The 19,380-nt window shown below is 73.0% G+C and carries 19 protein-coding genes; 7 read left to right on the top strand and 12 right to left on the bottom strand.

Annotated features, from left to right (window positions below; genetic code table 11):
• Positions 1-18: 18 nt before the first annotated feature.
• The gene (locus tag Q0L15_RS14210) at positions 19-981 is read right to left on the bottom strand and encodes a DUF4192 domain-containing protein (RefSeq protein ID WP_296605106.1); all 963 of its coding nucleotides are present in this window, start codon (positions 979-981) and stop codon (positions 19-21) included.
• Between the two features lie 126 nt (positions 982-1,107).
• On the opposite strand from Q0L15_RS14210, the gene Q0L15_RS14205 reads away from it, so the two are divergent.
• Positions 1,108-2,442 (top strand): DNA polymerase IV, encoded by a 1,335-nt coding sequence (locus Q0L15_RS14205; RefSeq protein ID WP_296605105.1) that lies wholly within the window; start codon positions 1,108-1,110, stop codon positions 2,440-2,442.
• Here the strand turns inward: Q0L15_RS14205 and Q0L15_RS14200 are convergent.
• The 3 genes from Q0L15_RS14200 to Q0L15_RS14190 form a co-directional block, all read right to left on the bottom strand.
• Positions 2,387-3,271, bottom strand: coding sequence for a biotin-dependent carboxyltransferase family protein (locus tag Q0L15_RS14200; protein ID WP_296605104.1), 885 nt, complete (start codon positions 3,269-3,271; stop codon positions 2,387-2,389). The two genes, Q0L15_RS14205 and Q0L15_RS14200, sit on opposite strands and share 56 nt — an antisense overlap.
• Positions 3,268-3,870, bottom strand: a complete 603-nt coding sequence (locus Q0L15_RS14195) for an allophanate hydrolase subunit 1 (RefSeq protein ID WP_296605103.1) — start codon at positions 3,868-3,870, stop codon at positions 3,268-3,270. Before Q0L15_RS14195 ends, Q0L15_RS14200 begins: the two co-directional genes overlap by 4 nt.
• 385 nt (positions 3,871-4,255) lie before the next feature.
• A complete protein-coding gene (locus tag Q0L15_RS14190) occupies positions 4,256-4,951 on the bottom strand; it encodes a 5-oxoprolinase subunit PxpA (protein ID WP_296605102.1) in 696 nt (231 codons plus the stop codon).
• 23 nt (positions 4,952-4,974) lie between these two features.
• On the opposite strand from Q0L15_RS14190, the gene Q0L15_RS14185 reads away from it, so the two are divergent.
• Positions 4,975-7,152 (top strand): S9 family peptidase, encoded by a 2,178-nt coding sequence (locus Q0L15_RS14185; RefSeq protein WP_296605101.1) that lies wholly within the window; start codon positions 4,975-4,977, stop codon positions 7,150-7,152.
• Positions 7,153-7,351: 199 nt separating this feature from the next.
• Positions 7,352-8,311 carry a sigma-70 family RNA polymerase sigma factor gene (locus Q0L15_RS14180; protein ID WP_296605100.1) on the top strand — a complete coding sequence of 320 codons (960 nt, stop codon included), beginning with the start codon at positions 7,352-7,354 and terminating at the stop codon, positions 8,309-8,311.
• A 34-nt stretch (positions 8,312-8,345) separates the two neighbouring features.
• Here Q0L15_RS14180 and coaE read toward each other — a convergent pair whose 3' ends face one another.
• From coaE to Q0L15_RS14165, 3 genes are all read right to left on the bottom strand, one after another.
• Positions 8,346-8,933, bottom strand: a complete 588-nt coding sequence (gene coaE, locus Q0L15_RS14175; protein ID WP_296605099.1) for a dephospho-CoA kinase — start codon at positions 8,931-8,933, stop codon at positions 8,346-8,348.
• A gap of 35 nt (positions 8,934-8,968) precedes the next feature.
• Positions 8,969-10,342, bottom strand: a complete 1,374-nt coding sequence (locus tag Q0L15_RS14170; protein WP_296605098.1) for an HNH endonuclease — start codon at positions 10,340-10,342, stop codon at positions 8,969-8,971.
• A 164-nt stretch (positions 10,343-10,506) separates the two neighbouring features.
• Entirely contained in the window at positions 10,507-10,917 is a 411-nt protein-coding gene (locus tag Q0L15_RS14165) for a hypothetical protein (protein ID WP_296605097.1), read from the bottom strand.
• Between the two features lie 213 nt (positions 10,918-11,130).
• Between Q0L15_RS14165 and Q0L15_RS14160 the strand changes: the two genes are divergently transcribed.
• Entirely contained in the window at positions 11,131-12,765 is a 1,635-nt protein-coding gene (locus tag Q0L15_RS14160) for a methyl-accepting chemotaxis protein (RefSeq protein ID WP_296605096.1), read from the top strand.
• On the opposite strand, the gene Q0L15_RS14155 is transcribed toward Q0L15_RS14160, so the two are convergent.
• Positions 12,762-13,739 carry an NAD-dependent epimerase/dehydratase family protein gene (locus Q0L15_RS14155; protein WP_296605095.1) on the bottom strand — a complete coding sequence of 326 codons (978 nt, stop codon included), beginning with the start codon at positions 13,737-13,739 and terminating at the stop codon, positions 12,762-12,764. The genes Q0L15_RS14160 and Q0L15_RS14155 overlap by 4 nt on opposite strands.
• Before the next feature lie 109 nt (positions 13,740-13,848).
• Between Q0L15_RS14155 and Q0L15_RS14150 the strand changes: the two genes are divergently transcribed.
• Positions 13,849-14,535 (top strand): TetR/AcrR family transcriptional regulator, encoded by a 687-nt coding sequence (locus Q0L15_RS14150; RefSeq protein WP_296605094.1) that lies wholly within the window; start codon positions 13,849-13,851, stop codon positions 14,533-14,535.
• On the opposite strand, the gene Q0L15_RS14145 is transcribed toward Q0L15_RS14150, so the two are convergent.
• Positions 14,536-15,348, bottom strand: coding sequence for a hypothetical protein (locus tag Q0L15_RS14145; protein WP_296605093.1), 813 nt, complete (start codon positions 15,346-15,348; stop codon positions 14,536-14,538).
• A complete protein-coding gene (locus Q0L15_RS14140; RefSeq protein WP_296605092.1) occupies positions 15,341-15,907 on the bottom strand; it encodes an RNA polymerase sigma factor in 567 nt (188 codons plus the stop codon). Before Q0L15_RS14140 ends, Q0L15_RS14145 begins: the two co-directional genes overlap by 8 nt.
• 94 nt (positions 15,908-16,001) lie before the next feature.
• On the opposite strand from Q0L15_RS14140, the gene Q0L15_RS14135 reads away from it, so the two are divergent.
• Positions 16,002-17,267: an AMP-binding protein gene (locus tag Q0L15_RS14135; RefSeq protein ID WP_296605091.1), complete on the top strand. Its 1,266-nt coding sequence runs from the start codon at positions 16,002-16,004 to the stop codon at positions 17,265-17,267.
• On the opposite strand, the gene Q0L15_RS14130 is transcribed toward Q0L15_RS14135, so the two are convergent.
• Positions 17,264-18,208: a helix-turn-helix domain-containing protein gene (locus tag Q0L15_RS14130; protein ID WP_296605090.1), complete on the bottom strand. Its 945-nt coding sequence runs from the start codon at positions 18,206-18,208 to the stop codon at positions 17,264-17,266. The genes Q0L15_RS14135 and Q0L15_RS14130 overlap by 4 nt on opposite strands.
• 93 nt (positions 18,209-18,301) lie before the next feature.
• On the opposite strand from Q0L15_RS14130, the gene Q0L15_RS14125 reads away from it, so the two are divergent.
• Positions 18,302-18,451, top strand: coding sequence for a hypothetical protein (locus Q0L15_RS14125; protein ID WP_296605089.1), 150 nt, complete (start codon positions 18,302-18,304; stop codon positions 18,449-18,451).
• Positions 18,452-18,509: 58 nt separating this feature from the next.
• On the opposite strand, the gene Q0L15_RS14120 is transcribed toward Q0L15_RS14125, so the two are convergent.
• Positions 18,510-19,380: S1 RNA-binding domain-containing protein (locus Q0L15_RS14120; protein WP_296605088.1), on the bottom strand; the 871-nt coding region annotated here is incomplete at its 5' end.

The following is a 19,380-nucleotide window of genomic DNA, read 5'->3' as shown; positions in this document are numbered from 1 at the left end:
GTCGGGAGCAGACGTGCGTCACCCCTCGCACACGCCGTCCCACGCCTCCGGCTCGAGCGCCTGCTCGAGCACGCGAGCCACCAGGGCCGCGAGCGGATAGGTCTCGTCGGCCTCCGCGGAGCGGTCGAGCGCACACCACGCGAGGGCACCCTGGCCGGCCTGCCAGGCCGCGAGCGCCAGGAGCGCCGCCGGCGCGGCCAGCATCGGGACCGGCGTGCGGCGGACCATGTCGGTCCAGAACGCGACGTGGCCGCGCGCGGTCCACCGGGTGAGCGAGGACGCGGCCGCGTCGCGGACGGTGCTGTCCAGCAGACCGCGCAGGAGCCGGGCCACGTCTGCGTCGCTCGGTATGTCGCCGGCGCGGTCGCCGACGACGTGGTCGCGGACCACGCCGTCTGCCCATGCGGCCTCGACCGCCCGCTCCTCGGCCCTCGGCGGGTCACCGGTCAGCCCGGCGAGCGCCGCGACCACGCGCCCGGTGCGCACCGGGTCGGTCGCCAGCTCGTCGCGCAGCGCCTCCCGCGACCCGAGCAGCACCCGGCCGTCGGCGACCGCCTCGGCGCGGAAGGGGTGGGCCGAGACGTCGTAGGACACGCCGGCGACGGGCACGTCGGGCCGCTCACCCAGCGCGGGGAACCAGCGCCGGCCGTCGGTGCCGATCACCTCGAGCACGCCCACGCCGGCCCGCTCGAACGCACCCCACATCGCCCACGCGGCCTCGGTCACGAGCCAGCGGTCCTCGGAGTAGACGACCAGGATCACGTGCTGGACCCGGTGGGTCACCGCCGGCTCGACGAGCACCGCGGCGGCGCCGGGCAGGTCGTCGGCGCTCGCCGGGAGGTCGCACCGCGCGTGGAAGGAGCGTGCGGCGCCGAAGGTGAGCATGACGACGGAGTCGGTGGGCGCGAAGCCGAGGACGACGGGGACGAGGGCGAGCACGTCCTCGACCGTCCGGACGGTCATGGAGATGGGTGTGGTCATGGGTCGAACCTCTCCGCGGCGTCCGACGGTCAGCGGGGGCGTCGGGCCCGCCTGTGGGAACCGGCGCCGGAGCGCCCGCGGTGGAGGGAAAGTGGGCTGGTCGGTGCCGGCAGGTAGGTTGCGCCCGTGCGTGCGGAAGCGTCGGTGCTCCATCTCGACCTGGACGCGTTCTTCGCGGCCGTCGAGCAGCGCGACAAGCCCTCGCTGCGCGGCAAGCCGGTCGTCGTCGGCGGCGTCGGCGGGCGCGGAGTCGTGTCGACCGCGTCGTACGAAGCGCGTGAGTACGGCGTCCGCTCGGCGATGTCGACCCGCGAGGCCCGGGCACGCTGCCCGCACGCGGCCTTCCTCAGCGGGCGCTTCCACGCCTACCGCGAGGCCAGCGAGCAGGTGATGGGCCTGCTGCGCGCGGTCTCGCCGCTGGTCGAGCCGCTCTCGCTCGACGAGGCGTTCGTCGACCTCGCGCGCGCCGACCTGCCCGACCTCGAGGTCGACACGGTCACGGCGTTCGCCCAGGACCTGCGCTCCCGCGTCCGCGAGGCCACGCACGGCCTGACCGCCTCGGTCGGCGTCGGCACCTCCAAGTTCATCGCCAAGGTCGCGAGCGACCTCGACAAGCCCGACGGGCTGGTCGTGGTGGCGCCGGGCACCGAGCAGGAGCTGCTGCGCCCGATGAGCGTCAGCGTCATCCCGGGCGTGGGGCCCGCGACCTCCGAGCGCCTGCGTCGGGTGGGCATCCACACGGTGGCCGAGCTCGAGAGCGTCAGCGAGGAGGAGCTGGTGCGCCTGCTCGGCAAGGCCAGCGGCCACGGGCTGTTCCACCTGGCGCGTGCCCAGGACGACCGTCCGGTGGAGCCCGAGCGGGAGACGAAGTCGGTGAGCGTCGAGGGCACCTACGACACCGACCTCACCGACCGACGGCTCATGGAGGGCCTGCTCACCCGCCAGGCCGGCGAGGTGGCCGCGCGGCTGCGCAAGCACGGTCTCTCCGGCCGCACGATCACCATCAAGGTGCGTCTCCACGACTTCACGACGCTGAGCCGGTCGACCACGCTCTCCTCCCCCACCGACGCCGCGGGCACGATCGCGCGGCTGGCCCGCAGCCTGCTCACCGACCTCGACACCTCCGGTGGCGTGCGGCTCCTGGGCGTGGGCGTGTCCGGCTTGGCCGACTGGGTCCAGGAGGACCTCTTCGGCGAGACCACCGACCAGGAGGAGGAGCCGCTGCCCGAGATCGAGGTGCCCCACCACTCCCGACGGACGTGGGCACCGGGCATGGACGTCGTGCACGCGGAGCTGGGCAAGGGGTGGGTCTGGGGCTCGGGACGCGGCGTGGTGACCGTCCGCTTCGAGACCGCAGAGACACCGGCCGGACCGGTGCGCAGCTTTCCCGAGGACGACCCCGACCTCAGCCCGTGGCGGCCCCCGGACCCCACCCCGGAGACGGCGGGCGAGCCGGCGTGAACCGCACCCGCTCCCCGGGCCGGAGCTGACCGCACACCCAGAGGTCGTCGGGGTGCACCACCCCGACCACCGGGTAGCCGCCGGTCGGCGGGTGGTCGGCGAGGAAGACCACCGGCCGGCCGCTGGGCGGCACCTGCACCGCGCCGAGCACCATCCCCTCGCTGGGCAGCTCGGTCTCGCGGAGCCGGGTCGGCGCGGCCCCGTCGAGGCGCAGCCCGATCCGGTTGGAGTCGGCCTCGACGACGTACGTCGCCGCGCACAGCACCTCGAGCGCGCCCTCGGCGAACCAGTCGGCGCGCGGTCCCGGGAACAGGCGCAGCGGCCGGTGCCGCCGGGCGTGCGGGACGTCGAGCGGGCGCGGCTCGGTCCGGGGCCGCCCGACCGGCAGCGTCGTCCCCGCCGCGACGCGGGAGGGTCCCACCCACGCGAGGGTGTCGGTCGAACGGGACCCCAGCACCGGCTCCACGTCGATCCCGCCCGCGACCGCGAGATAGGAGCGCACACCGGTCGCCGGCCGGCCGAGCCGCAGCGTCGCGCCGGCCGGGAGCCACTCGGGCCGGTCGTGGCCGCGTGCAACGCCGTCGACCAGCAGCGGCGCCGGCGCTCCGGTCACCGCCACCCAGCAGGCGGCGTCGGCGCGGACCTCCAGTCCCCCGAGCACCACCTCGAGCACGGCCTCGTCGGGCCCGTTGCCGACCAGCCGGTTGGCCAGCGCGGCGGCGGGCCGGTCGAGCGCCCCCGCCCGGGGAACGCCGAGGTGGGCGAAGCCGGGCCGTCCGCGGTCCTGGACCAGCGCGAGCGGGCCGGTCGCCAGCACGTGCAGGCTCATGAGGCGTCTCGAAACCGGACGCGCGTGCCGGGAGCGAGCAGCGCCGGCGGGTCGGCGGCCGGGTCCCACAGCCGGGCGTCGGTGCGGCCGAGGAGCCGCCAGCCGCCCGGGGAGCCCGAGGGATAGACGCCGCACCACGTCCCGGCCAGCGCGACCGACCCGGCGGGCACCTGCGCCCGCGGCGACTCCAGGCGGGGTACGGCGAGGTCGGCGGGGAGCCCGGCGAGGTAGGCGAACCCGGGGGCGAAACCGCAGAACGAGGCGACGTACTCCACCGCGCCGTGCCGGCGCACCACCTCGGCGACGTCGACGCCCCACGCCCCGGCGACGAACTCGAGGTCCGGCCCGTCGTAGGTCACCGGAAGCTCGACCAGGCCGCCCGGTGCTGCGGCCTCTCCCGGGGACCAGGCCTCGATCAGCGCGTCCAGCGCGCGGCGGTCGCGGACCCCGTCGAAGAGCACGGTCCGGGCCGCGGGCACGACCTCGTCCGCGGCGACACCGCGGCTGCGGGCCCAGGTGGCCAGCGCGAGGGCGGCCGCGGCGTCGTCGACCTCGGCGAGGACCGCCGCGGGTCCGAACTCGCGCAGGTGCACCGGCATGGGAGCCAGCATGCCCGGGTCCGAGCATGCATGGGATCCGGCACGGCGGGGAAATGAAGTGAGGGGCTCCCGGTGGTATGAGCACCAGGAGCCCCTCGAGTCGACCGGAGACGGTGACGCCCGGTCGATCGAACCGGTCCTCCGACCCCGCCGCCCCCGTCACCGGGCCGGCGCCTCGAGTTGCCTCGGGGTGCAGGTCTTCGTTCCTGTCCGATCCCCGGATCTCCTTGCGGTGATCCGGTGAGAGAGTTCTACGGGAGCGGCGAGGACGCCCGCAAGAGCCTGCGGTGAACCCACAGGGTCGTCCACAGACCGTGGGGACTTCTCCACCACAGGGGTGCACACTCCACAGCCCGCGGTCCAGACCTGTGGACCAACCTGTGGGCTACGAGGCGAAGGCGCCGAGCTCGAAGCCGGCCGCCTCCAGCGCCCCCCGTACGGCGACCGCGTGGTCGACCGCGCCGGGCGAGTCGCCGTGGAGGCAGATCGAGTCGACCCGGCGCGCCAGTGCCAGCGCCTGGTCCACCACGGCCTCGGCGGTCGCCACCAGCGCGCCGGGCTCCGAGCGAGGCAGCAGCCGACCGTCCTCGCCGTAGCCGCGGTCGGGGAAGCCCTCGTGGAACACCGCCCGGCCGGCGTCCGCCGCCAGCCGGAGCAGCTCCCCCGGCATGCCGAGCACCGGCAGGGCACCCGAGCCGTCCAGGACCGCGCGCGCCTGCTCCTCGTCGTCGAGCACCCGGTGGTAGAGCGCGCCGTGCGGCTTCACGTAGCGCACCGCTGCGCCCTCCGCCACCGCGATGTCGGTGAGTGTCCCCACCTGGTCGGCCACGTGCTCGCGCAGCTCGGCGTAGGGGACGTCTCGCTCCACCCGCCCGAAGTTGTCGCGATCGTCGTAGGAGACCTGCGCGCCGAGCACGACACCGCGCCGGGCGGCCTCCGCGCAGACCAGCTGCATCACCGACCGGCTGCCGGCGTGGTAGCCGCAGGCCACGTTGGCACTGGTCACCACCGCCAGCAGTGCCTCGTCGTCGGTGATCTCCTCGCCGAGGTCGGCGTTGAGGTCGATGCGGGGAGGCGCCATGGTCCGACGCTATCGTCGCGGCCATGTCGTCCTCCGCCGTTCCCACTCCCCCGATCGCCGACCGTCGTCCCACGACCGCCGAGCACCACGGTCACGCGCGCGTCGACGACTACGAGTGGCTGCGCGACAAGGAGGCCCCCGAGGTCCTCGCCTACCTCGAGGCCGAGAACGCCTACACCCAGGAGCGCACGGCGCACCTGGCCGACCTGCGCCAGTCGATCTTCGAGGAGATCAAGGCCCGCACGCTCGAGACGGACCTCTCTGTGCCGACCCGCAACCGCGGCTTCTGGTACTACGGCCGCTCCTTCGAGGGCAAGGAGTACGGCGCGAGCTGTCGCGTCCCGGTCGCCGACCCCGACGACTGGACCCCGCCGAAGCCCGCCGAGGCGGCGCGTCCCGACGAGCCGGCCCTGCCGGGCGAGCAGGTGCTGCTCGACCTCGACGCGCTGGCCGACGGCCACGAGTTCTTCTCCCTCGGGGGCTCGTCGGTGAGCCCCGACGGCACCCTGCTGGCCTACTCCACCGACGTCGTGGGCGACGAGCGCTTCACGATCCGCGTGAAGGCCCTCGACACCGGGGAGCTGCTGCCCGACGAGATCACCGGCGTCCTCGGCGGCGCGACCTGGGACCGCGCAGGCGAGAGCTTCTACTACACGACCGTCGACGAGAGCTGGCGCGCGGACAAGATCTGGCGGCACCGGCTCGGCAGCTCCCAGGCCGAGGACGAGCTCGTCCACCACGAGCAGGACGGCCGGTTCTGGGTCGGGGTGGGCCGCACCCGCACCGACCGGTTCATCGTGATCGCGTCGGGCTCCAAGTCGACCTCGGAGTACCGCTACCTCGACGCCGACGACCCCGACGCCGGCTGGCGGGTCTTCGCCGATCGCCGCGAGGGCCTGGAGTACTCCATCGAGCACGCGGTCATCGGCGGCGAGGACGTGTTCCTCGTCCTGCACAACGCCACCGGGCCCGACTTCGAGCTGGGCACCGCGCCGATCGCACCGACGCCCGCGGAGCAGTGGCGGCCGCTGATCGCCCACGACCCCGCCGTACGCCTCGAGGACGTCGACGCCTTCGCCGGCCATCTCGTCGTCCACCAGCGCAGCGAGGGCCTGACCCAGCTGCGCATCCTCGAGCTCGCGTCCCCGGGAGAGGGCGGGGAGGGCGTGTCCGACGACTACCTCGTGGAGTTCGACCAGGAGATCTACACCGTCGGGAGCGCGAGCAACCCCGGCTTCGCCCAGCCGGTGGTCCGGCTCGGCTACACCTCGATGGCGGTGCCCTCCTCGGTCTACGACTACGACGTGCGCACCCGCGAGCTCACGCTGCTGCGGCGGGCCCCGGTGCTCGGCGGCTACGACCCGGCCGACTACGAGGAGCACCGGCTGTGGGCGACAGCTGAGGACGGCGAGCGGGTGCCGATCTCGATCGTGGCCAAGCGCGGCTCCCGTGAAGACGTGGGCGGCGGCACCGGACCCGTCCCGGTGCTGCTCTACGGCTACGGCGCCTACGAGACCTCGATCGACCCCTACTTCTCGATCGCGCGGCTCTCGCTGCTCGACCGCGGCGCGGCCTTCGCGATCGCGCACGTGCGCGGTGGCGGCGAGATGGGTCGCCGGTGGTACGACGACGGCAAGCTGATGCGCAAGCAGAACACGTTCTCCGACTTCGTCGCCTGCGCGCGGCACCTCATCGACACCGGGTGGACGACCCCCGACCGGCTCATCGCCGAGGGCGGCAGCGCCGGCGGCCTGCTGATGGGCGCGGTGGCCAACCAGGCGCCCGAGCTGTTCGGCGGCGTCGTGGCGCAGGTGCCGTTCGTCGACGCGCTCACCACGATGCTCGACGCCAGCCTGCCGCTCACGGTCCCGGAGTACGACGAGTGGGGCAACCCGGAGGACGACCCGGCGGTCTACCAGTACATGGCGTCGTACGCGCCGTACGACAACGTCGCGGCCATCGACTACCCGCCGATCCTCGCCGAGACCTCGCTCAACGACACCCGGGTGCTGTACGTCGAGCCGGCCAAGTGGGTCGCGCGGCTGCGCGCCACCGCTGTCGGGCGCCGCGACTTCCTGCTGCGCACCGAGATGGCGGCCGGTCACGGCGGGGTCTCGGGGCGCTACAAGGCCTGGCACGACCGGGCGTTCGCGCTGGCCTGGATCCTCGACCGGATGGGTCTGGCCGACCGCTCCGTGTGAGCGTCGGGGGCCGTTTCTCCGGGGCTTCCCCTGAGAAGTCCCTGAGAGTACTGCCCGAACGCAACTCCCCGAGCCGCTCACACGTCATCCCGATTGAGAAGTTCAACGTTTGACCAGGGAATCTGCTGGTCACCGTGGACGTTGTAAGCGACGTGTGGAGGCGCAGTGGCGCCGTTCACGTGAGATTGGAGGGCGACCCATGGCAGCACGTACGGCTGTATCCGCCGGCACTCGCGAGATCGAGGGCCGCGACAGCGTCGGCCTGTACCTCGACGAGATCGCCCGCAACCCGCTGCTCGACGCTGCCAGCGAGGTCGAGCTCTCCAAGGCCATCGAGGCCGGGCTGATGGCCGAGCACCTGCTCGCCGAGGGCCGGGTGGGCCGCAAGAAGGGCGGCGCCCCGATGACGGCGTCCCAGGAGGAGCTCGAGTGGCTCGCCGAGGAGGGCCGCAAGGCCGTCGACACGTTCATCACCGCCAACCTGCGCCTGGTCGTCTCGATCGCGCGCAAGTACGGCCGGGCCCAGATGCCGATGCTCGACCTGATCCAGGAGGGCAACACCGGCCTGATCCGTGCGGTCGAGAAGTTCGACTACACCAAGGGCTACAAGTTCTCGACCTACGCCACCTGGTGGGTGCGTCAGGCGATCACCCGCGGCATCGCCCAGCAGGCGCGCGTCGTGCGGCTGCCCGTGCACGTGGTCGAGGAGCTCAACCAGGTGGGCGGCGCGCGCCGTACCCTCGAGCGTCAGCTGGGCCGCGAGCCCGAGCCGCGCGAGATCGCCGCCGAGCTCGGCATGGACGTCGACCGTGTGCTCGACCTGATGGCCTGGGGTCGTGAGCACGTCAGCCTCGACTCCCCCGTCGACGAGGACGGCGACACCTCGCTGGGTGACCTGATGGCGCAGGAGACCGCGCCGGGTCCGGACCTCAACTTCATCGACGTCGAGTCCCGCGATCGCCTCAACAGCCTCGTCGGCAAGCTCGACGACCGCGCGGCCGACATCATCCGGTCCCGCTACGGACTGGTCGACGGCCGGCAGCACAAGCTCGCCGACATCGGCGCCAAGCACGGCATCTCCGCCGAGCGGGTGCGCCAGCTCGAGCGCGAGGCGCTCCAGAAGCTCCGCCGCCTCGGCGACCCCGACCTCGCCGCCTGACGACACGTTGACCCGCCCGAAACTTTCGGGCGGGTCAACGTTCTTGAAGCTGCCCGAAGACCTCCGTCACACGCTGGCGGAGGTCTTCGTGCGTCCCGGTGTTCTCGATGACGTACGTCGCGATCGCCCGGCGTTGCTCGCGCGTCGCTTGAGCTGCGATGCGAGCCTCGGCGTCATCGCGGGTCATCCCCCGGTCGCGCAGCATCCGCTCGACCTGGGTCTCGTGGGGCGCATCCACGACGATCACCGCGTCGAAATCGGCCGCCCGCCCCGACTCGGCGAGCAGCGGGATGTCGTGCACGACGATGCCGTCCTCCGGTGCGGCGGCCTCGAGCGCGGCGTACCGCTCGAAGACCAGCGGGTGCACGATGCTCTCCAGCCGCTTGCGCTGGTGCTCGTCCTCGAACACGATCCGGCCGACGGCGGCCCGGTCCATCTCGCCGTCCTCGGTGAGGATCTCCGGCCCGAACGCCTCGACGACCTGCTGGAGGCCGGGCGTGCCCTTCGCCACCACCTCGCGCGCGAGGCGGTCCGCGTCGATGACGACCGCCCCGAGCTCGGTCAGGATCGCCGACACCGTGCTCTTGCCCGAGGCGATGCCGCCGGTGAGTCCCACTCGCATGGGGCCATCCTGCCGGACCCGCTCGGTGGGCCGGGTCAGGCGACGGACTCGGCACCCAGGTAGATCTCCAACGGCAGCGGTCGTCTGACGACCCGGACCTGGGGCGCAACGCTCGTGTGGACGTGCCCGGTCGGTGTGGTCGTCTCGATGGTGTGGAGGTCGGGGTGCCCGTCAGGTCCGGGCCGAGGTCTGGCCCGCCAGCCGACGGCTTCCTTGGCGATGTTGCAGGCCTCGCAACAGCCCTGCCCGTTGAGGAACGTGGTCGCGCCGCCCTCGACGAGAGGTTGAGCGTGGTCGGTGTCAGCGATGGGGGCGTCACACCAGGGGCTCCGGCAGCGTCCCTGGTCGCGGAGCCCGATCAGGTCGGCGAGGCCGTCTGGGAAGCGCGTGGAGCGGGACTCTGCGGCCGCCAGCCGCCCCGTGTCGGGGTGCGCGTAGAGGCGGCGCAGTGCCGCCAACCCCTGCTCGTGCGCGTGGCGGATCAGGTGGCGCGCGATCTCAGCCGGGACCGGACCGTAGCCCGCCACCCAGCCGGGCTCCTCGTCCATGCCGATCAGCGTCGTGTCCGCCAGCATGACGTCGGCACGGACCGGGACCTGGTCGGCAGACGCCTGGCCCGTGACGAGCTCGACGAGGCGGTCGGCCATCAGCTGGCCCTTGCTGCGCGGGTCGCCGGCAGCGATCTGGGTCGATGCCCAGGAGCTCAGAGCCGCGTAGGCAGCGACCCCTTGCACGACCGGCAGGAGTGCTCCGAGTCGCATCATCGTGTCGGGCGCCGGCCGGGACGTGACCCGACGATCGGAGACCGCCTGTGCCGAGCGGTTGACGAAGGCCCGCGGGTCGCAGCGATAGGCGAGCTTCTGCACCTCGGCATCGAGCTGCCGCTCCCCCAAGGACTCGAGCCACTCGGGGTCGCCGGCGATCGCCAGGTCGACCTTCTCCCGCAACCGCGGCGACAGACACTCGGTGTCGCGGGCGATGATCGAGGCCTTGAACTCGGTGATGCGTCCGGTGCGCAGGGCGGAGCGGGTCTCCGGCAGGTCCTCGAGCCGCTTGGCCAGGTGGAGCAGTCGGACGCCGCGGTGGTGGGAGACGCGCCGCGCCAGGGCGACCTGGGCGACCTGGGCGGCCACGCCGCGGCCCTGGCGCTCGGCGCGCACGCCGGAGCGGGCCTGCTCGGCGCGCTGGGAGGCGTCGAAGGCGACGCTCACGTCGGCCTGGGCACCCTCGAGCACGCACTTGAGCTGCTCGGCGGCGCGCAGGAAGTCGATCCGCTCGGCGTCCGTCAGGCCGGCGTCCGAGCCGCTCGACACCCGGGCCGCGAACGCATGGATCTCGGCGGCCGACGGCAGCGCGGCGACAGCGCCACCAGCGCTCCCCGCCCGTCCGTGCTGCCCGAGATCCTTCATGGTCACCACGCTAGACGCGCCCACCGACAACGCGCCGCAACGCCCTGACCTGCACAAACGTGCTCATCGGGCTCAGAGAAGGACGGCGTGTCGGCTGCGAGACGCCAGCCGGATCTACCGAGCCTTGTTCGTGAGCGGCCGCGGCATTCCGCCGCCTCAGGCTCTCAGCCGACGGGCGCCGCCGCCGGCCGACGGACCCGGTGCACGAGGCCGCCGACGGCCAGTCCGAGCACAGCAGGGACGAGCAGCACCACCACGAAGAACACGAAGCCGTCACTGACCTCCGTCGTCACGTCCCGGGAGCTGTCGGTGAGGGCCAGCGCGACCGGGATGCCGACAGCGGTGACCGCCGAGGTGAGCACCCAGGTGGCGAGCGCCTCGACGAGGCCCCGACGGACGCCGTCGACGAGGGCCCAGATGAGCGCCATCGCGACCAGGATCAGGAACGCGAGGAGCCCGGCCCCGAGCGCGTCGGTGCTCTCGCTGCGGTTGACGACCGCGACGTACGCCGCGATCACCACCACGATCGCGACGCAGCGGAGCAGGCAGGCGACGAGCACACGGGCCGGAGACATCCGGACAGCCTCCCCGACCCGGACCGTCGCCGTCCTGCGAATGGCCCAGAAGGCGCCCTAGACGGGGTCCGATCTCCCCTCAGACCGGTCGATCGCCCGCCGATGGGCTGCGTGACGGAGCGGGCCCCTGGCCGGCAGAGGCCCACCGTGCTCTCGGGCGACGAAGAGCAGCGCCGTCGCCAGACGGCTCCTACCCCCGAGGAGTTCGTTCCCATGTCAGCCACGACGTCACCCCCGCAGCGGTCCCGATCCGGTCTGCACCTCCTCCACTGGTTCGACGACCGGCGGCTGCGGACCAAGGTGCTCGCGGTCTCCCTGATCGGCATCGTGCTGGCCGGCACGATCGGCCAGCTGGCCATCAACGAGATGGGCAAGATCGCCGACGAGGCGGCCGCCATCGAGACCGAGGGCCTCCAGCCGGTCGGCTACGTCAACTCCGTGCGTCGCGCGTTCCTGCAGACCCGGGTGGACGCCCTCGCCGACGAGCTGCAGGCCGAGGACGGGCCCGCGCACGACGCCTACCTGGCCGACGTCGAGGCCATGGACGAGGCGCTGGCACAGTTCGCCGACCACGTGTCGCTGACGAAGGCCCAGGAGGCGCAGTTCGCGGAGTTCGAGTCGAACTGGAAGGCGTACGTCGAGCTGGCCAGCGGCGAGGTGCTCACGCTGGCCCGGGAGCGCAGCTGGGTGGCGCTCGACGCACTGCGGCAGCGGGAGGTGGCGCCGATCGCGACCGCGCTGAACGACACGCTCACCGCGTTCGAGGAGGACATCGCGGCCGACGCCGCGACCGCGGTCGAGCACGCACAATCGACGTACGCGAGCGCGCGCACGATGGTCTACATCGAGCTGGGCATCGGGCTGCTGCTCACGTTGGGCCTCTCGTTGTTCGTCGCGCGGCGGATCACCCGCCCGATCGACCAGACCGCGACCGCGCTGCGCAGCCTCGCCGAGGGCGAGCTGACCCAGCACCTCGACCTGGACTCCCGTGACGAGGTCGGCCAGATGGCGGCCGCGCTCAACACCGCCAGCACCCGACTGGCCGAGGCGATGGCGGACATCGCCGGCAACGCCGAGGCGCTCGCCTCCGCGTCGCAGGAGCTCTCGAGCGTGTCGAGCCAGATGTCAGGCTCGGCCCAGGAGTCCGCCACCCAGGCCGGGCTCGTGTCCAGCGCCGCCGACCAGGTGTCCCGCAACGTGCAGACGGTCGCCGCCGGCACCGAGCAGATGTCGGCCTCGATCCGCGAAATCGCCCAGAACGCCACGGGCGCCGCATCGATCGCCGCCGACGCCGTGCGGGTCGCCGAGTCGGCGAACACGACGGTCGCGAAGCTCGGCGACTCCTCGACCGAGGTCGGCAACGTCATCAAGGTCATCAACTCCATCGCCGAGCAGACCAACCTCCTCGCCCTCAACGCCACCATCGAGGCCGCCCGCGCCGGCGAGGCCGGCAAGGGCTTCGCCGTGGTCGCCAACGAGGTCAAGGAGCTCGCTCAAGAGACCGCCCGCGCCACCGAGGACATCAGCCGCCGCATCGAGACGATCCAGACCGACACCGGCGCCGCCGTCGAGGCCATCAGCGAGATCTCCGCGATCATCGCGCGCATCAACGACGCCCAGACCACGATCGCCTCGGCCGTCGAGGAGCAGACCGCCACCACCAACGAGATGGCCCGCAACGTGGCCGAGGCGGCCAGCGGCTCGACCGACATCGCGGCGAACGTCACCGGGGTGGCGCAGTCGGCCACCGACACCACCCAGGCCGCCGAGAGCACCAGCCAGGCCGCGGAGGAGCTGGCCCGGATGGCCGCGACGATGCAGCAGCTGGTCGGACGGTTCCGCTACTAGAGGGGCGTCCCCGAGACCGTCGGGGCCGACGGCGCAGCGAGGGGCGTCTCGTCGTCGGCACCGGCGGCCGTCGCCCGGCACACCTCGTCCCAGGGCGTCGGCTCGAGCCCGAGCTCGCGGGCGATCGCGCTGGAGTCCAGCACGTAGGGACGCTCGAACTGGTAGACGGTCTCCCGCATCTCCCGCAGCAGCGGGACGAACCGGCCGCCGACGCTCAGCAGCGCCCTCGGCCAGGTCCGCACGGTCACGGGCTCGCGGCCCGCGGCTCGACACACGTCGGTCACCGTCTCGGCCTGGGTGCGCGCGGGGTTGGTCGGCGCGTGCCAGACCCGGCCCCAGGCGTGCGGCGCCTGCGCGACCGCGGCCAGCGCGCGGCCCATGTCGCGCACGTCGGTGAACGCGTGCGGCTGGTCGGCGCTGCCGAAGACCCGCACGCTCTTGCCGGACAGGGCACGCGGCGTGACCTGCGGGATGTGGGCGTTGGTGACCCACGGGCCCATGTAGTCGGAGCCACGCACCTCGGCTGCGCGGATCCGGCCCGCCTCGTGTGCGGCCAGGGCATCGGCCCACATCCGCGCCCGGATGCGCGACTTCGTGCCGGTCGCAGCGTCCGGCATCCCCTCGACCATCGGCCCCTCGACCGGGCCGTAGGGGTAGAGGCACGACGCGGTGACCAGCGTCGCCCCCGTGCGCTCGGCGGCCTCGAGGAACGCGGCGGCGACCGGCGGCCAGTACGTCGTCCACACGGTGTACGACGGCGGGTTGATGCAGTTGTAGAGCGCGACCGCCCCGGCCGCGAGCTCGGCGAGCCGGTCGGCGTCCGAGGCGTCGGCCGCGACGCGGCGTACCCCCGCGATCGCCGGGCCCTGACCCGAGCGGCTCACGAGCAGCACCTCGTGGCCCTCCGAGGCCAGCTGGACGGCGGTGGCGCGGCCGACGGGCCCGGCACCGACGACGACGTGCAGATCGGACATGGTCTCCTCCTGAGGTCAGAATCGAGAGCACCGCTCTCGTTTTGCTCAGCCTGGCACACGCCGATCAGGAAAACAAGAGCACCGCTCTCGTTTGTGCGAGGATGTCCCCATGTCCCGTGCCGAGAACCGCCTCGAGACCACCCAGGCCATCCAGGAGACCGCGCGTCGGCACCTGGCCGAGGTGGGGCCGGCAGCCCTGTCGCTGCGGGCGATCGCCCGCGACGTCGGCATGGTGTCCTCGGCGGTCTACCGCTACTTCCCGAGCCGCGACCACCTGCTGACCGCGTTGATCGTGGAGGCCTACGACGAGCTCGGTGCCGCGGTCGAGGCCGCCGACACCGGCGTACGCCGTCGCGGTGACCTGGCGAAGCGGTTCGCTGCCGTGTGCCATGCCGTCCACGACTGGGCCCGCGCGCACCCGCACGAGTACGCCCTCATCTACGGATCACCGGTGCCCGGCTACGCCGCGCCGGACACGACGATCGCCTCGGCCGCGCGCGTGCCCGGCACGCTCCTGCGGATCGCCGAGGAGTCCGAACGCGCCGAGCGGGCCCTCGGCGCCCCGACGCGCGCGGTCGGCGCCAGGGAGCGCACCGCACTGGGCGGGATCCGCCCGGCCCTCGACGTGGAGATGGGCGACGACCGCCTGGTGCGCTGGATGATGGCCTGGACCTCGCTGTTCGGGCACATCTCGCTCGAGCTCTTCGGCCACATGTACCGCGGCGTCCTCGACTACGACACGCACTTCGCCCACGTCGTCACCCAGCTCGCGGACGACCTGGGTCTCTCGGGCTGATCAACAGCCGTGGTTGGCCTGGGCGCAGGTGTCGCTCGCCCAGTCGAGCCGGTAGGTCCGCTGCACGCCGGACAACGACACGCGCACGGTGATCGGCGGCCCGCTCATCTCGTTGCCGCCGTCGCTCGAGGACGTGTGCTCGACCCGCCACCAGGTGCGGCCGTCGGCGCCGGTCACGGTCTCGGCGGGCACCACGGTCCCGTCGGGGAACGTGTACTCGACGTCGTACGCCATCGCACCCTCGGGAACGGCGCCGCCGGCGACCCGGATCACGTCGAACGCACCCCGACCCGCCGGCACGTACCGCGTGCTGACCCGGAAGGTCTCGACCGAGTCCGCCGGCGTCACCGGGAGCGCACGGTGGATCGTCGTCCGGTCGCGCACGTCGCACAGGACGAAGCGGTCCCCTCGGACCCAGAAGCTCGTGTGGTCGTCGACCCGGGCCGCGAGCTCGGCCCCCGACAGGGTGTTCGCCAGCTCGGCGCGACAGTCGCCCGCCCCGGCCCGCTGGTCGGGCGGCCGAGGCGACGGGGTCTCCCGGGTCGCGGGCGGGCTCGGGGTGGGATCGGTCGACCAGGTCGACGCGAGCGGTCCTGCGGGCGCGCCGTCGACACCGCCCTCCCCTGCCTGCACGGCCCAGGCGGTCACCCCGGCGACCACGAGCACCGCGGCCGCCGCGATCACGGGCACCAGCCGGCGACGGGTCCGGGACTCCGCCCGACCCTCGTGCGCGGTGCGCAGCAGCTCCGCGCGGATCCGGGCGCGGCTCTGGTCGCCCATCGGCTCGTCGGGCGGGGGCGTCAGGTCACTCATCACGATCTCCTCGGGGCGTCGTCAGGTCGGTGAGCCGGGCACGCGCCCGGGAGAGGCGGGACCGGACGGTCCCCACGGGTACGTCGAGCGCCGCAGCCGCCTGCTCGTAGCTGAGCCCCGACCAGGCCACGAGGCCGAGCACCTCGCGCTCGCGCGGCGGCAGCTCGTCGACCGCCGCCAGCACCGCCCGCATCCGGGCCTCGGTGCTCACCCGCTCGGCGACGCGGTCGGCGTGGTCGGGCTCCGGGGCCGGTCGGGGCAGCGCCGCCAGCGCGCGCCACCCGCGGCGCCGGCTCCGGGTGAGGTTGCGACACACGTTCGTGGCGACGCCGTACAGCCACGGCAGCGCGGAGCCGTCGTGCGCCTGCACCCGACGACGGTGGCGCCAGACCTCGAGGAACACCGTCGCGGTCGCATCCTCGGCCTCCGCCCAGTCCCCCGTCGCCCGGAAGCAGTGGTTGTAGATCCGGTCGCCATAGCGATCGAAGAGCGCGGCCAGCGCCTCGGGGTCGTCGCGGCGCAGGCCGTCGACGAGCCCCTCCTCGCCGAGCTCCGTCACCGTCGTCCCATCTCGCTGCACACCCCGTCATGTCCGCACAGCCCGACGAGTTCCCGGCGACCTGGCGACAGTACGGCGACAGTAGGGTTGAGGCGTGGACCACGTCGAGCTGCGCGAAGGCTCCCGGGTCGCGCTCCTGGTGCCGGGCTCGCTCGGCTACCTCGACCTCGTGATGTCCCTGCTCGCGGCCGGGATGTTCCCGATCCCCCTGGATCCGCGGCTGACCGCCTGGGAGCGCGAGCGCATCCTCGCCGGCCTGCGACCGCACCTGGTCGTCGACAGCGAGGACCAGGTCGCGTCGATGGTCGCGAACACGCCGGCCCGGTTCCGCCGAGCCCTCCCCCGGGCTCGCCCGATGCACGTCACCAGCGGGACGACCGGCACACCCAAGGGCGTCTACTCCGGGCTGCTCAGCGACGCCGACGCCACCGCCCTGGTCGCCGAGGAGCGCGACCTCTGGGACTTCGTCGACTCCGACGTCAACCTGGTGCTCAGCCCGCTCTACCACTCCGCGCCGCTGCGCTTCGCCATGGGCACGGTGCTCGCCGGGGGCCGCGTGGTCGCTCCCGGAACCTTCGACCCGGCGCTGGTGACCGAGGCGATCCGGCGCGAGCGCCCGACCACGATGTTCTGCGTGCCGGCGCACCTGCAGCGACTCTTCGCCCACTGGGACGCCCACACCTGGCCGGACCTCTCGTCGTTCCGGCTGGTCGCGCACGCGGGCGCGCCGTGCCCGCCGGCGCTCAAGCGGCGCCTGATCGAGGCGTTCCCGCCCGGCTCGACCTGGGAGTTCTACGGGTCGACCGAGGGGCAGTTCACCGCCTGTCGCAGCGAGGAGTGGCTCCAGCGCCCGGGGACCGTCGGCCGGGCTCGCCCCGGACGCGAGCTGTCGGTCGACCCCGACGGCACGATCTGGTGCGCGGTGCCGGCGTACGCATGCTTCGAGTACTTCGGCGACCCCGACAAGACCGCGGCCGCCTGGCGAGCCCTCCCCGACGGACGGAGTGCGTTCACGGTCGGCGACCTCGGCCGTCTCGACGAGGACGGCTACCTCTACCTCGACGGGCGCCGCGAGGACCTGCTGATCACCGGCGGGGTCAACGTCTACCCGCTCGAGGTCGAGAACGCCCTGCGCGAGCACCCCGGGGTCGAGGACGTCGCCGTGTACGGCGTGCCCGACGAGCGCTGGGGCCAGCGGGTCTGTGCCGCCGTGGTCGGGCAGGCGAGCGCGGCCGAGCTGGACGCGTTCGCCCGCGAGCGGCTGGCGCCGCCCAAGCGGCCCAAGGAGTACCACTTCCTCGGCGAGCTGCCCCGGACGCTGACGGGCAAGGTGCTCCGCGACCAGCTGGCGGAGCGTTAGCCGGCGAACCGGCGGCGGTACTGCTGCGGGCTCAGCCCACGCACCCGCGCGAAGTGGTGGCGCAGCGTGGCGGCGTTGCCGAAGCCGACCTCGTCGGCGATCCAGTCGATCGAGTGGTCGGTGCGCTCGAGCAGCTCCTCGGCCGCCTGCACCCGCTGACGGGTGACCCACGAGTGCGGCGTGGTGCCGGTCTCGGCGCGGAACCGGCGGGCGAACGTGCGCGGCGACATGTGGCTGCGGCGCGCGAGCGTCTCGACCCCGAGGTCCTCCCCGAGGTTGGCCACGATCCACTGGAGCAGCGGCCCGAGCGTCTCGGCGTCACAGTCGGGCACGGCGCGCGCGATGAACTGCGCCTGTCCGCCGTCGCGGTGCGGCGGGACGACGATGCGGCGCGCGGTGGTGGCCGCGACCTTGGTGCCGAACTGCTCGCGCAGCAGGTGCAGCGAGGCGTCGATGCCGGCCGCGGACCCGGCACCGGTGAGCACGGTCCCGTCATGGCAGTAGAGGACGTCGGGGCGGACGTCGGCCGTGGGGTACATCCGCGCCAACCGGTCGGTGAAGCGCCAGTGCGTCGTGCACTCCCGGCCGTCGAGCAGACCCGCGGCGCCCAGCTCGAAGACCCCGGAGCAGTGGGCGTAGAGGATCGCGCCGCGGTCGTAGGCCGCGCGCACCGCCTCCAGGACCGCCGGGTCCTGCTGCAGCAGGTCGTGCTTGGGGCTGATGCAGACCAGGTCGGCGTCGGCGGTGGCCTCGAGCCCGCGCTCGACGAGGAGGTCGTAGTCGGAGCGACCTCGGACCCTGCCGGGCCGCGGCGTGCACACCTGGAAGTCGAACACCGGGGTCTCGTCCTCGGGATGCTCGGGCTCGCCCCAGACCTCGACCAGGGAGCCGAGCCCGAAGGGCTCCGCCCCGTCCTGCACGATCACCGCGACCTTCTGCACCTGCACAGCCTGACGCAGGACTGGCAGGAAATCAACGAACCATGTCTTTCCTGCCACTCGTGGCAGGATCACGACGAGAGAATGATTCCTGCCATGACCTCGATCCTGATCCTCCTCGTCCTGGCCGCCGGCTTCGGCGCCCTCACCACCTACGCCCGCCACGACCGGTTCGCCGGCCCGACCGTCCGCACCTGCCGCCGCGACGACCTTGGGTGCGCCCACCGCGTCCGACTCGTCTCCTGACCCCGAAATGGACGTTGACCCGCCCGAAAGTTTCGGGCGGGTCAACGTCTATGTGCGGTCAGTTGCCGCCGGTGAGCTTCTCGCGAAGAGCCTGCAGCGCCTCGTCGGAAGCCAGCGAGCCGCCGGTCTCGGCGGTCTCGGTGTCGCCACCGCCGCTGGAGTACGACGTGGCCTCGCCGGCCTCGACCTCGGCCTTGGCGGCCTCGGCCTGCTGCTTGACGTGGGCCTCCCAGCGGGCGTGCGCCTTGGCGTACTGGTCCTCCCAGATCGCGCGCTGCTCGTCGAAGCCCTCGAGCCACTCGCCCGTCTCGGGGTCGAAGCCCTCGGGGTAGACGTAGTTGCCCTGCTCGTCGTAGGTCGCCGCCATGCCGTAGAGGGTGGGGTCGAAGTCCTCGACGTCGGAGGCGGTCGCGGTCTCGTTGGCCTGCTTGAGCGACAGCGAGATCCGGCGACGCTCGAGGTCGATGTCGATGATCTTGACCATCACGTCGTCGTTGACCTGGACGACCTGCTCGGGGATCTCGACGTGACGCTCGGCGAGCTCGGAGATGTGCACCAGGCCCTCGATGCCCTCCTCGACGCGGACGAACGCACCGAACGGCACCAGCTTGGTGACCTTGCCGGGCACGATCTGGCCGATCTGGTGGGTGCGGGCGAAGTGCTGCCAGGGGTCCTCCTGCGTCGCCTTGAGCGACAGCGAGACCCGCTCGCGGTCCATGTCGACGTCGAGGACCTCGACGGTGACCTCGTCGCCGACCGCGACGACCTCGGAGGGGTGGTCGATGTGCTTCCACGACAGCTCCGAGACGTGGACCAGACCGTCGACGCCGCCGAGGTCGACGAACGCACCGAAGTTGACGATCGAGGACACGACGCCCTTGCGGATCTGGCCCTTCTGGAGCTGGGTGAGGAAGCCGTGGCGGACCTCG

Source organism: Nocardioides sp., from assembly GCF_024509035.1.
Classification (GTDB): domain Bacteria; phylum Actinomycetota; class Actinomycetes; order Propionibacteriales; family Nocardioidaceae; genus Nocardioides.
Note: the sequence above shows the minus strand (reverse complement) of the source record. Positions and strands in the feature narration are given on the sequence as shown.